Origin of the sequence: Devosia pacifica, from assembly GCF_014652635.1 — a bacterium.
GTDB classification, from domain to species: Bacteria; Pseudomonadota; Alphaproteobacteria; order Rhizobiales; family Devosiaceae; genus Devosia; species Devosia pacifica.
The window spans coordinates 1115007-1127545 of sequence record NZ_BMZE01000002.1 but is presented as its reverse complement, the minus strand read 5'-3'; the positions used below and the strand labels follow the sequence as shown (position 1 = coordinate 1127545).

The 12539-nt window shown below is 60.8% G+C and carries 13 protein-coding genes and 1 riboswitch; of the genes, 7 read left to right on the top strand and 6 right to left on the bottom strand.

All coding sequences use genetic code 11. From position 1 onward, the window contains the following. Positions 1-6: 6 nt before the first annotated feature. The 3 genes from IE127_RS12645 to IE127_RS12635 form a co-directional block, all read right to left on the bottom strand. Positions 7-366: a response regulator gene (locus IE127_RS12645; RefSeq protein WP_189426011.1), complete on the bottom strand. Its 360-nt coding sequence runs from the start codon at positions 364-366 to the stop codon at positions 7-9. Positions 367-468: 102 nt separating this feature from the next. Then, on the bottom strand, positions 469-1143 hold the full coding sequence (chpT, locus tag IE127_RS12640) for a histidine phosphotransferase ChpT (protein ID WP_189426010.1): 675 nt from the start codon (positions 1141-1143) through the stop codon (positions 469-471). A gap of 68 nt (positions 1144-1211) precedes the next feature. Then, positions 1212-1628, bottom strand: a complete 417-nt coding sequence (locus IE127_RS12635) for a YHS domain-containing (seleno)protein (RefSeq protein ID WP_189426009.1) — start codon at positions 1626-1628, stop codon at positions 1212-1214. Between the two features lie 177 nt (positions 1629-1805). On the opposite strand from IE127_RS12635, the gene IE127_RS12630 reads away from it, so the two are divergent. Further along, positions 1806-2375: a DUF1134 domain-containing protein gene (locus IE127_RS12630; protein ID WP_189426008.1), complete on the top strand. Its 570-nt coding sequence runs from the start codon at positions 1806-1808 to the stop codon at positions 2373-2375. A gap of 159 nt (positions 2376-2534) precedes the next feature. Then, positions 2535-3596 carry a coiled-coil domain-containing protein gene (locus tag IE127_RS12625; protein ID WP_189426007.1) on the top strand — a complete coding sequence of 354 codons (1062 nt, stop codon included), beginning with the start codon at positions 2535-2537 and terminating at the stop codon, positions 3594-3596. Here the strand turns inward: IE127_RS12625 and IE127_RS12620 are convergent. After that, a complete protein-coding gene (locus IE127_RS12620) occupies positions 3593-3937 on the bottom strand; it encodes a hypothetical protein (protein WP_189426006.1) in 345 nt (114 codons plus the stop codon). The genes IE127_RS12625 and IE127_RS12620 overlap by 4 nt on opposite strands. On the opposite strand from IE127_RS12620, the gene IE127_RS12615 reads away from it, so the two are divergent. After that, positions 3936-4955: an RluA family pseudouridine synthase gene (locus IE127_RS12615; RefSeq protein WP_189426005.1), complete on the top strand. Its 1020-nt coding sequence runs from the start codon at positions 3936-3938 to the stop codon at positions 4953-4955. The two genes, IE127_RS12620 and IE127_RS12615, sit on opposite strands and share 2 nt — an antisense overlap. A gap of 151 nt (positions 4956-5106) precedes the next feature. Next, the gene (rpoH, locus tag IE127_RS12610; RefSeq protein WP_189426004.1) at positions 5107-5991 is read left to right on the top strand and encodes an RNA polymerase sigma factor RpoH; all 885 of its coding nucleotides are present in this window, start codon (positions 5107-5109) and stop codon (positions 5989-5991) included. A gap of 58 nt (positions 5992-6049) precedes the next feature. Here the strand turns inward: rpoH and IE127_RS12605 are convergent, their stop codons facing one another. Then, positions 6050-6769, bottom strand: a complete 720-nt coding sequence (locus IE127_RS12605) for a thiamine diphosphokinase (RefSeq protein ID WP_189426003.1) — start codon at positions 6767-6769, stop codon at positions 6050-6052. An 11-nt stretch (positions 6770-6780) separates the two neighbouring features. Further along, positions 6781-6878, top strand: a riboswitch (TPP riboswitch). A gap of 83 nt (positions 6879-6961) precedes the next feature. Here IE127_RS12605 and thiB point away from each other — a divergent pair. The 3 genes from thiB to IE127_RS12590 are packed head-to-tail and all read left to right on the top strand — an operon-like array spanning position 6962 to position 10258. Then, positions 6962-7963: a thiamine ABC transporter substrate binding subunit gene (thiB, locus tag IE127_RS12600; protein ID WP_189426002.1), complete on the top strand. Its 1002-nt coding sequence runs from the start codon at positions 6962-6964 to the stop codon at positions 7961-7963. 29 nt (positions 7964-7992) lie between these two features. Further along, a complete protein-coding gene (locus IE127_RS12595; protein WP_189426001.1) occupies positions 7993-9612 on the top strand; it encodes an ABC transporter permease family protein in 1620 nt (539 codons plus the stop codon). Further along, positions 9599-10258: an ATP-binding cassette domain-containing protein gene (locus IE127_RS12590; RefSeq protein ID WP_189426000.1), complete on the top strand. Its 660-nt coding sequence runs from the start codon at positions 9599-9601 to the stop codon at positions 10256-10258. Before IE127_RS12595 ends, IE127_RS12590 begins: the two co-directional genes overlap by 14 nt. Here the strand turns inward: IE127_RS12590 and IE127_RS12585 are convergent. Beyond that, positions 10255-12510, bottom strand: coding sequence for a hypothetical protein (locus IE127_RS12585; protein ID WP_189425999.1), 2256 nt, complete (start codon positions 12508-12510; stop codon positions 10255-10257). The genes IE127_RS12590 and IE127_RS12585 overlap by 4 nt on opposite strands. Positions 12511-12539: the final 29 nt, after the last annotated feature.

Genomic DNA, 12539 nt, shown 5'->3' with positions numbered 1-12539 from the left:
AAGGGCCTAGGCGCCTACCTCGAACTTTGATTCCAGAATAGCGCGGTCGAACGGCTTCATCATGTAGTCGTTCGCCCCCGCCTTCAGCGCCAGGGCGATCTGGCCGATATCATGTTCGATCGTGCAGTAGACGACGCGTGGTTTAGTCCCGCCCTCATAGGCGCGCAACAGCTTCAAGAATTCCAGCCCGCTCATGATCGGCATATTGAAGTCGAGCAGGATACAGTCCGGCATTTCGCGGCGACATTTATCCATCGCCTCCTGACCGTCCTCGGCTTCGTCGATTACGAAATCCATCTCTTCGAGAATGCGGCGCGCGACTTTACGCACGACGCTCGAGTCATCGACGATGAGACAAGATTTCATGAGTTGCCCCCTTGGACGCTGGCCCCTGGACCTTGATAGACGCCATTGCCTCACAATGAGGCAATGTCGCTACCGAATGGTTAGCATCAGGCTAACGCACCCTCATTCGCCGCCTTCTGTCGCCTTCGGCGATGCGGTGAAGTGAAAACGGCCGTCTTCGATACCAATATCGAGCTCCATACCGGTCATGCGTGCCAACAGCCCGGTGTAGAAGGGCTGGATGCCTCGCGCGTCGACGCCCTCGGGCGGCGAACCGGCGAGCAGTTCCGGAACGGTTGACGGGATCACGGTGCGCTGACGTTTCTCAGGATTGCTGGTAGCCGTGAACTTGAAGGTCTCCTGCCCTTCTGCACCCTCGATCACGGCCGTGACGTCACCGCCGCGCGGCACGGAGGCCGAGGTGATCAGCAGCATATTCATGAACAGCTTCGCCTTATGCTTCGGCAGCAGGATTAGCGGCACCTGCCAGTCGAGTTCCGCCTTTTCGATGTCGAACAGGATGCGCGCCACGCGCTCGCACTCGCGCGTATCAATATCGGTGCCCGCGGTAGAAGAAGCGCCGTAGGCCAGACGGGCAAATTCGAGCTTGGCCCGCGACTGACGTGCGGCGCTGGCAATAAGGTCACGCGCACTGTCCGCCATCTCTTGCTGTTCGGGGTCGCTGAGAACTTCCAGCCCATTCCCGATCGCGCCAATCGGATTGATCAGGTCATGGCACACCCTGGAGCACAGCATGGCCGCCAGATCCGTTTCCCCCAGCGTGATGATTTCAGCCATTCTGCTCTCCGCAAGCTCATGAAATAGAATCAGTGGACCAAGATTAGCCACATAGGGTTACGGGGCAATCAACGCTCTGCAGCAATCTCGGCACCGGTCAGGTCGCGCCATTTCACCTGCCCTTCAAGGGCGGCGGCGTCCGGCGCCAGCAGAAAGGCCTCGCGGTTGGCAGCAGAATAGAAAATGAACAATCGCTGCTTGAACACTGCGTAATAGCGCGGATCCCCCTGCGCCAGAAAACCGCGCGCCATTCCCATTGCGCCGTGCCCGCCATATTGCGGTGCGTAAACCTCCGGTGCCCGCTCGAAAATCGCCATGTTGGCACCATTGGCAAAGTGCCATGGCACACCAGCCCACATCAACTCGAACTCCTCGCTGCCCAATAGCGGCTCGGCCTCGGTGAAATACGAAACGGGGTCGTACCCATCGAGCGCAACCCCCGTTAGTGGGTTGGTATCGACCGGAGGAAACTTCGTCTGCCCCATGCTGACGCCTGGCATGTACAAAGCCCAGCCAATCAGCACCATGGTTAAGATTTGTTTAGAGATTTGAGGCATCATCGCACCAATCGACATGCAGGCTGCCAACAGAGGTATCGGCCATTCTAGAGCCGAAACTTGAGCGCTTCGTAAAGCCTGCCGCGATAAACAAGGAGCCGCCGCATGCGCATTGCACTCGTCCGCCTGCTCATCCTGTTCACGCTTGTGTTCGGCAGCCTCGCGCCTGCAATGGCTCAGGGCTCGGTCAGCGACAGCTATTCGAGCGATGAACTCGTCCAGCGCGGCAGTGCGTTTTTCGGCTCCATTTCTCAGGGCCTCGCCTCTGTCGTCGAGCGCGCCGTCTCTCAGTTCGGCCTGCCGAACGGCTACATCCTTGGAGAAGAAGCCGGTGGCGCTCTGTTCGCGGGCGCACGATACGGCGAAGGCATGCTTTACACACGCAATGCCGGTCAGGTGCCGCTTTTCTGGCAAGGGCCGAGCGTCGGCTTCGATGTCGGCGGTGACGGCTCCCGGGTGATGGTTCTGGTCTACAATCTCAGTTCCATCCAGGACGTCTATGGCCGCTTCGGCGGCATCGCCGGTTCCGCCTACGTAGTTGGGGGCTTTGGCATGACAGTTCTGCGCGGTGAAACTGTCGTCATGGTGCCGATCCGCTCGGGTGTGGGTGCCCGGCTCGGCGTCAATCTCGGGTATTTGAACTTTACCCAGCAGCCGACCTGGAATCCCTTCTGATCAGGGTTCGCCTTCTCCGCTGGAACGCCGCTTGTTGGTGCGATGGCACACAACACGCTAAGAGGTAGACTTGACGCGCGACCAGGAACGGCGGATGCGCGTTAGTTGAATACCCATGTCGCTGGCCAGGAGCTGGGCTTGCGAAAGGCGGAGCAGTCAATGCCGATCGAGAACATCATGTATTTCGCGCTCGGGGCGCTGGCTTCGGCACTGATGGCGCTGATCATCATGCCTGCGGTCTGGCGCCGCGCGGTCCGGCTCACCCGCCGTCGCATCGAAGCGGCGACACCAATGACGCTTGCTGAGTTTCGTGCCGACAAGGATCAGCTGCGTTCGGAATTCGCCCTGACTGTCCGCCGGCTAGAGCAGCAAAACGAACATCTGCGCGAGCGCCTGGCCGAGGAGATGGGTGAGGCAGACCGCAAGCGCACGGACCTCACTAGCCTTCGCACCGAGCACAGAGACAGCGCAGAAATCATAGAAGCGCTGGAAAGCCGGCTTGAGGACACACAACAGCAACTGAGCGTGCGCGAGAGCGAGATCGCCGAATTGCTGCAGGATCTCGAACAACGCGCTCAAGTCGATGCGGAACGATCCGAGGAACTTGCGCAGCTGCACCAGATTCTCGAAGCCGACATACCCCCTGAAGGCATAGAGCGCTCGCTCAGCGGCGACTATGAACATGATGTCAGCCGCCTTCTCAACGAGTTGTCGGCGCTGCGACGTTACATCGCTTCAGCGGAGATGGAGACGGATAACCCCGGCACCCGGCAGCCTCCAATTGCCGACTCTCAGACGCACGATGCTGAAACGGCCGGATCGGACCTGTCCGCTGCAGCCGATCGGCTGGACTCTTTCATCGAAGCAGAAGCACCGTCAGCCGGAGACCGCAACCGCGATGAATTGCTTGCGGAACGCCTGGGCCGCGAAGATATCGAGGATAATCTGCAACGACAGATCGCAGCGTTCGAGGCGGATATTGCCGACGATCCGCATGCTGTCAGACAGAACGCGCCGGAAATGCGGCGGCGGTTGCTCGACATTGCCGAGACGGTCGGAGACGTGGTTCGTGGACCGGCGCCACAAACGAACAGTCCGGAAAACGAGCCGGAAAGTCTCTTTGAGAGAATACAGCGTTTTGCCGAACCGGACGATGGTGAAGGTTCGCCGAACGGGCAGTCTGACCGCGATGCAGCGGCCCGTGAAATCCGCTCGCGCTAGTCTGCCTCGATAGCGATTTCGTTCAACAGCTCGCCCGTAGCTGCATCAAACAACGCGAGGCGGGTCGTGCCCTCGGACACGTATGTGATGTTGATGCGCCCTTCGGAAACGATAGCGCTCAAAATTTCCGCATCGCCCGCAAGGGTAACGGCCTCCGCTATTTCGGGCGGAGGCGCGTCGCGTACAGCGCGATAGACAAGCGCGAAACCGATTGCGATAAAGCCCAGCAACAATATGCCGACCGAAAAGCCGAATGACCGGCGAGCCCGCTGCAAGACCTGGCGGGCTTCGGGCGTAAGCTCTTCGGGGCCATTCTCATCAGACCGGGATGTGTCATTCATGCAGGATATTTCCGATGCGGCGGAGGAATTCCGCTTCGTTGTCGATTCCGACGCCGAAGGTGGACGGCTCGACGCCGTGTTGGCTGCTGCCTACCCTGCCCTCAGCCGATCCCGCCTCAAGGATCTGATCCTTGAAGGCGCAGTCAGCATCGACAGCCGTAGTGTCGTCGAGCCCAAATACCGCGTCCGAGTCGATGAGACAATTGTCCTTGTTGCCCCACCGCCAGAGGATCCGGAGCCGCAACCGGAGGACATCCCCCTCTCGATACTGTTTGAGGACGATCATCTGATTGTCATCGACAAGCCCGCCGGCATGGTGGTGCACCCGGCACCCGGTTCGCCATCCGGGACGCTTGTCAATGCGCTCATCTACCACTGCGGAGATACGCTCAAGGGCATTGGCGGGGTAAAAAGGCCCGGCATCGTACACCGTCTCGATAAAGAAACGTCCGGCGTCATGGTGGCGGCGAAAACCGAGCGCGCCCATAAGCACCTTTCGGCTCAGTTCGCCGACCACGGCCGCAAGGGCAATCTGCACCGGATCTATACGGCCTTCGCCTGGGGCGCGACGCAGGCGGCTGGCGGCACCGTAGATGCTCCGCTTGGACGGGACGCGCAGAACAGGCTGAAGCAGGCGGTCCGGCGCGATGGCCGCGAGGCGATAACGCATTATTCCGTCACCGGCCGTTTCGGAGCGGAAGGCTGGGATGTCACGCAATTGTCATGCCGGCTCGAAACGGGCCGCACCCATCAGATCCGCGTGCATATGGCGCATATCGGCCATCCCCTGGTCGCCGATCCAGTCTATGCCTCCGGTTATGCCACAAAGATCAATCGTCTCCCCGAAGACGCCGCAACCCCAATAAACGCGCTGAAAAGACAGGCGCTTCACGCCAGCGAGCTTGGCTTTGCGCATCCGCGCTCGGGCGAATTGATGTCGTTCACCGCAGATCTGCCCAGTGATCTCGAACGTCTTGCAGCCGCAATGGCCCGATATAATCGCGCGAAACCGGTGTGAACCAGCGCAACCCGCTCAAACGTAGTGCATTGGTCGGTCTTACAATCGCGCAGCGAGTGCTTATATTGAGCGTTACGTCTGCGTCTGTGCCGCAAAGGATGGATGCGGATAATCTGCCCGCAAAGCGGGGGAGTATGAAAGGGGTGCGCTAATGGCCCAATCCAATCTACCTGTCCTGACCTCCGATGGAGGTCTGAGCCGCTATCTCCAGGAAATCCGGAAATTCCCCATGCTGGAGCCGGATGAGGAGTTCATGCTGGCCAAGCGGTACAAGGAGCATACCGATCCCGGTGCCGCTCAAAAACTGATTACATCGCATTTGCGCCTCGTGGCCAAGATTGCCATGGGCTATCGCGGTTACGGCCTGCCGATCTCTGAGGTCATCTCGGAAGGCAATGTCGGTCTCATGCACGCTGTTAAGCGCTTCGAGCCTGACAAGGGTTTCCGCCTTGCCACATACGCCATGTGGTGGATCCGAGCCGCGATTCAAGAATACGTGTTGCGTTCATGGTCGCTTGTGAAGATCGGCACCACAGCCGCCCAGAAGCGCCTGTTCTTCAACCTACGCAAGGTGAAGGGACAGATTGCCGCTCTTGAGGACGGTGCATTGCATCCGGAGCAGATCAAGCAGATCGCCACATCGCTGAACGTGTCGGAAGACGACGTGGTCTCGATGAACTCGCGGCTCTCGGGTGATGCCTCATTGAACTCGCCGATGCGTGCCGATGAAGGCAGTTCCGAGTGGCAAGACTGGCTGGTGGACGAAACCCCCGACCAGGAAACCACTTTGGGCGAGACCCAGGAGCGCGACGAACGCATGGGTCTGCTGACCAATGCTATGGACGTGCTCAACGATCGTGAACGCGCGATCTTCCAGGCGCGTCGGCTGCAGGAAAGCCCCTCTACCCTCGAGGAGCTTGCGCAGGAATACAGCGTCAGCCGTGAGCGCATCCGTCAGATCGAGGTCCGGGCCTTTGAAAAGGTTCAGGATGCCGTAAAGGACGCCGCCCGCCAGCAGGCAGGCGAGCCCGCCTGACGGGATCCCGGATTTACTGCCACATGCACCAAGCGCCGCCTATGGGCGGCGTTTTCCGTTAGGGGCGATCTCTGGTCACAAGATGCTGTATGAGATCGGCAAGACGCGCCTTGCCGAGGATCAACAACCAGATGCCGATCTCGCTTGTTTCAACCGAAAAGGTAGTCTGCGTCGCGGAGTTCGAGGTGCCGGTTCTGACGCCGGAGGCAAGCGCCAACCCGTCTAGCGAAAAGAGTAGACCGCTCGACGCGCGAAAGCACACTGGGTCCAGTGGATGGATGGAGACGCGCTCTCCCGGCTCGGCGGTGAAATCGAAGGACCCTGAAACCCCCATGACGATATCGACCTCGTCAACAAGGATGATCCTGCGCTCTTTCGCATAACGGTGAACGACGTGCAGCCCCGCCATTGTGTGATCGAAGCGCCGCCCGATCATCCCGAGTGCCAGCGTCACCGGCGCGGATGTGCTGTAGACGGCTTTCTCGAAATCTGAAGTCATCTGCTCTTTCAGATGGACGAGACGGGTTTGTGATGACCAGGCCGAGGGGTCTCTGAGCGAGTCGAAATCCCCGACGATCGCTGCCGGAACCAGTCCTGCATCCGCGATAACATCGCCACCGCCATCCGCCCCGATCAATGCGATGCCTTGCTGATCGAGCTGACGCAGCATGTCGGGCTCGACCGTCCCGCCCCCGACAATTGCTATCGGCCGCTCATAGACCAAGGGCGGATCGCCATGCTCAACCATCGATCCATCTTGCACGATCGGCACGCTCACACTATGTCTTCGCTATCTCGCTGGGGTGTTCCGGCCTTGCCGGAGCTGAGATTTACCCATTGAACCTGAACCAGGTCATGCTGGCGGAGGAAGTTCGAGATGGCAAGGGCACCTGCCCTGACCACTGGCTTGCATCCCCGTTTTCATGACCGCAACCCCGGACCAGACGGTCCGCGTGAAAGGGATGATCCCATGATCAAATCCATTCCATTGGCGCTTGCGGTCCTTGCCGGAGCTGCGACTGCAGCCACCGCGCAGGAAACGCCGAACCTGACGATCTACACATATGATGCGTTCGCCGCAGATTGGGGGCCCGGCCCGCAGCTGAAAGAGGGCTTTGAGGCGCAGTGCGATTGCATCGTCGAGTTCATCGCCGCCGATTCCTCGATTGGCGCGCTTCGCCGGGTGCAGCTCGAAGGCGATACCACCGATGCCGACCTGATCGTCGGCCTCGACACGGCAATTGCCGGTGAGGCACGCCAGACCGGTCTTTTCGCCGAGCATCAGCTCGATCTCGACGGGCTATCGCTGCCCGAAACGTGGACCGATCCGACCTTCGTGCCGTTTGACTATTCGCACTTCGCGTTTGTCTATGACGAGGATGTGGTCAGCGAGCCGCCACAGTCCTTCGAGGAACTGATAGATAGGCCGGAGTCCTTCAAGATCGCCATCCAGGACCCCCGGTCTGCAACGCCGGGGCTTGGCCTTGTCTTGTGGATCAAGGCTGCCTATGGCGATGACGCAGCCGAGATCTGGGAAGGGCTCGCCCCGCACGTACTGACGGTAACCAGCGACTGGTCGGAAAGCTATGCGCTGTTCCTCGATGGGGAAGCCGATATGGTTCTGTCCTACACGACGTCTCCGGCATATCACGTCTTTGATGAAGACGATCACAGCATCCATGCCGCAATGTTCGAAGAGGGGCACTTGGCCCAGATCGAAGTTGCCGGCGTTTTGGAATCCTCCCCCAACAAGGCGCTTGCTCGCGAGTTTCTCGATTACCTTGCATCGCCTGGGGCACAGGCTGTAATCCCGACGACCAACTGGATGTTCCCCGTGGTCGATCTCGAAAGCGAGCTCGATCCGTCGTTTTCGGATCTCCAGCAGCCATCATCGACCTTGAGCATCGCGGGTGAGGAGATCACCGCAAATCGCGATGCCTGGATCGACGAAATGCTGAATGCACTGAACTGATAGAACAGGCGCGCGCCGTGGCACCTCCCATGTTTGAGAGCCGCCATTCGGCGCGCGCCAGTCACCTGCCGCACCGTCCGAAGCGCGTCATTATCGCCTCGACGCTGGCCGTATTGATCGCCTTGCTGATCGCAGGGCTGTTTGCCAACATCCTCGTCACCGCCGCCAGCACCACCGGCGGTACGCTTCGCACCGATATCTGGCATCTGGTGCGCATGACCAGCATTCAGGCGGGGCTTACAACTGTATTGTCTATCGCAATAGGCATTGCCTTGGCCTGGGCGTTGAACAGGCTGCGCTTTTTCGGGCGCGATCTGGTGATCGGTGTATTCGCGGCTGCCATCGTCACACCAGGCATTGTCGTTGCTTTCGGCATGCTGAGCATCTGGGGGCGAAGCGGCTGGATCAACTCTGCGACGACTTATCTGTTCGGTGAGAGCATCGGCAACCTCGCGTTCGGGCTATGGGGCATCATCTTTGCGCACCTTATCCTCGATGCAACGTTCGCCGCGCGTATACTGCTTGAGCGGCTTGATGCCATCCCGGCAGCGCGGCTGAAGATCGGTCAAAGCCTTGGACTCAGTCCGTGGCAACGCTTCACGATCATCGACTGGCCGGCCATTCGCGGCAGCGTTCCCGGACTTGCCGCGGTCATCTTCCTCCTCGCGTTCACAAGCTTTCCCATTGTCCTGCTGCTGGGCGGCGGGCCAGCAAACCAGACGCTGGAAGTCGCGATTTTCGCCGCCGTGCGCCAGCAGTTCGATCTCCTGGGCGCAGTGCATCTGGCCTTGGTTCAGATCCTTGTATGTTCCCTCGTTATCCTCGCGGCTGCAGCACGTCCTCCCGTGCCCATCAGCACCGGCGTTTCGACAGGCCAGAACTGGCACGACAGGGGCCCGGCGCGGCTCCTGCAATGGGGTGTACTTGGCCTTGGCATCGCTGGATTCCTGCTTCCGCTGCTGGCTGTGATCTTCGATGGCGTCGTTGCTGATCTTGCCGATGTGTTGACGCGTCCTACCTTCTGGCGCGCTGCCACAACCAGCGTTGTCATCGGCCTCTCTTCAGCGGCACTGACGCTAATCCTCGCTCTTGGACTTGGGCTCGGCCGCGCCGCATCAGCCCGGCGCACACTCAGACTCGGACTCGGCCTTCCGGTCTTCGCCTATCTTGCGGTGCCAGCGGTGGTCTTGTCCCTCGGCTTCTTCCTCAGCGTGCGCAATCTCGGTATCGCGCCGGCAGAGGCAGCGCCGATCGTCGTCATCATTGCAAATGCACTTCTGGCGCTACCCTTCGCCTCCGCCACGCTCGGTCCACCGCTCGAGGGCTTGGTGCAGAATAAGGCGAAGCTGATCCGCAGCCTCGGGCTCAACAGTTGGCAACAACTGCGGTACATTGAATTGCCGCTACTGCGACGCGAAGTCGGTGTGGTGCTTGCCCTGGCCTTTTGTTTCTCGTTCGGCGATCTCGGCGTCATTGCCCTGTTCGGCACGCAGGATTTCCAAACTCTTCCCCTGATGATGTATCGCGCCCTTGGCTCCTACCGCTCCGACGACGCAGCGGTCATCGCGGCGCTGCTGCTTGTCGCGACAATCCTTGCCTTCATCGCCTTGCCACGCCTGTTCGAGAGATTGCTCGATGCTCGTTCTTGAAGACCTGAGGTTCGCTTATCCGGAGCAGGTGGAAAGCTACGCATTCACGATGGAGGCGCGCGCTAGCGAGATCACCGCGATCTCCGGAACCAGCGGCTCGGGGAAATCCACCCTGCTCGATTTGATTGGCGGCTTTGCCGTGGCATCGGATGGCAGTCTCAGCCTTGATGGCGAAGACCTGCTGCCATTGCCGCCTGAAGGGCGGCCGCTTTCTTTGCTCCTGCAGTCGGAGAGCCTGTTCGAACACCTGACGGTCGCCCGAAACGTCGCGCTCGGACTGCCAAACGCGGACCGCAAGGCAAAGCAGCAAATCGGAGAGGCACTTGAACAGGTCGGGCTCGAGGGCCTCGAGGATAGACGCGCCGCAGCCTTGTCAGGCGGCCAGAAGCAGCGTGTCGCGCTTGCGCGCACCCTGCTGCGCGACAAGCGTCTGCTGCTTCTCGACGAACCGTTCTCCGCCCTCGATGAGGAAACACGCGCCGCTACACGTCAACTGGTTCGCAGCCTGACGCGGCAGCAGAACTGGATAACCATCCTTGTCAGCCACAATGCTGATGATGTCCGCGCACTGGCGGACCGGCACTATGTCATTCGCGACAAGCGGCTCGAACAGATCCCAGTCGAGCCCATCGCCCGCTCGTCCTAGCCGTCGCCGTTGCCGGCGGCCTGCCATTCCTCAAGCACCTCATCGAACAGGGCTTCCGCGTCGGTGTCCTTTTCAAGCGTGATGATCGCGCGCTGGCCGGTAGCGTAGATCACCGCCAGGTCCATCCACTTGCGGCTACCGAGAAGATCGCGATTGGTCTGAAGATCTTCTTCAGACTGGCTGAGCGCAAACAGGAACGAGTTGCCCACCACGCGTGCGGAAGCGCCTTCGAGCGGCGTGCCCTGCACCAGTTCCTCGTTTTTCAGCAAGACGCCCGGAAGCGAAGAGATCGAGCCGCCAATGAACGAATCCGGCACGTCGAACGTCACTTCCATCAGATGGCTTGCCGGCAGGCTTGGGTCGGAATTGCGCCGCAGCACTACCGAAACGTCGAGATTGCGCGCAGGAATGCTCGCCTCGGCCTCGATGGTCGGCAGGCCGAGTTCATCGGTGCCTTGCGTCCATTCAACGGTGCCTGAGAACGGTACAGCCCCCGTGCGCCCGTCAGAGGATGCCTCCAGCAACAGCGACTGGCTGCCGGCGAGGTCGACAGGGTCGACCGATGCGGCAGGATTGGGCGCAGAAGTGTCTGCGTCATCAGCGCTCGGCAGCCGGTCGTCGTTAAGAACGTTCGCGCCGTCCGATGGGTCAACCGGCTCCGGGATCGGATCGAGCGTGTCAGTCGAGGGCTGCAGTCGATCTGCGTCTTCATCCGGCTCAAGTCCCTCGAGCGCGGCAGTGGGCTCCGGCGAAACCGGTTCGCTGGTAGTATTTCCTGGCCCCGTCTGGTCAACAACCGGCGATTGCGTCGGCTCCTCCGCGGGCTGCTGTGCCGGCGGCGCGTCGAGCGTCGGAATCTGGGTGGTATCGACCGTCTCCTGGGGCGTAGCCGGATCGTCGGTCGACACGCGGCCGAACATCTGGTCGAGATCGACATAGCCTTCGCGCCACGCCCAGTAGCCTGCACCACCAGCGCCAGCCAGTAGCAGGGCAAACACAATCAAAAAGATCGTCAGGCCACCGCCACCGCCGCGTCCTTCATCTTCGGTCACCTGCGTATCGGGAGTGCCGATGTCGTTCGCACCACGTGTTTCGTCATGCGCACGCAGGGAAGAAAGCGCCTCTCCTGCCCCGGCAGGTGCTGGCGCATATTCGGCATCCGGGCGCACATCTTCGGCCACCGCTGCCTTGCCGGCAGGCTGCTGGGCTTGCGGTGCCGGCTCGCCACGGGCTTCACGATCAAGAGTCTGGATCGCGCGTTCGATCGCGCCTTCCGCGTCCAGTGGATCGTAGCTGGCTTCAGGCTCGACTTCCCGGACGCTCGAAAGCGCGGGCTGCACCTGCGCGCCTTCAGTCGCGACAATGGCCTCGCTGCCATTCGCTATTCCCGCCCGAGGTGTAGCGCTGCCGTGTGTGTCTGCGCCATTCGGCGCCACAACAGGTGTCGCCCCACGAGCTTTCGAACCGCGCGCTGCAAGCGATGGGAACAACCTGAACCCCTGCTTTTGGGGCTGTGGCTCAATAGTCTGCGCTTCAACGACTGGCGGCGGCTCGCTCGACGTCCCCTGTTCGTTCTCGCTTTCGGCCTCATCCGGCGCGAGTTCGCCCCGGCGTTTCCGGCGGCCATCCGAGTCCGACGCGGATTCAGCGGCAGCGATGATCGATTCTATCGACTCCAGCGGATCGGAGTCAGAGTCGTCCTCATAATCGAGGTCGTCCTCGTAGGGCTCATCGTCCGCGTAATCGTGTTGATCGTCCTCAAGAGGCTCTTCGTCCTCTTCATAGTAGGCCGTGGCGTCCTGTTCGGGCGTTGTCTCAGGGTCCGCGACGATCATCTCATCGACGGCCGCAGGCTCCTCGGGCGTGGTATCGCGTTGATCCGGCAAGCTATATTCTGGCTCGGCCTCGGCAACCTCCTCATAGTCCGGCTCAGCCTGCTGCTGAGGCGGAGGTGGTGGCATTGGCGGCGCGCGCTCTGGCTCGGAACGCGGCGCGCGGGACGGACGGGCGGAGCGGTCATCGCGTCCATAACCGAGTGCGGCCTCGCTGGCTTCCTGCTCGACCTGGCGGATGCAGTCCTCGAGCTGAAGCCTATGCTGCGTGATATCACGCGCAGGCAGTGGCGGATCAAGATTGCGCAACTGGCCGACGAGAGCCGACCGCGCTCTCTCGTACACGGCTCGCCTGGCAGCCCCGTTATTCTCCGGCAGGGCCGTAATGGCCTTGCGTAAAAGCTCTTTGTAGTCTGCCATTCGCTACTTGATACTCACGCTCGCCGCCA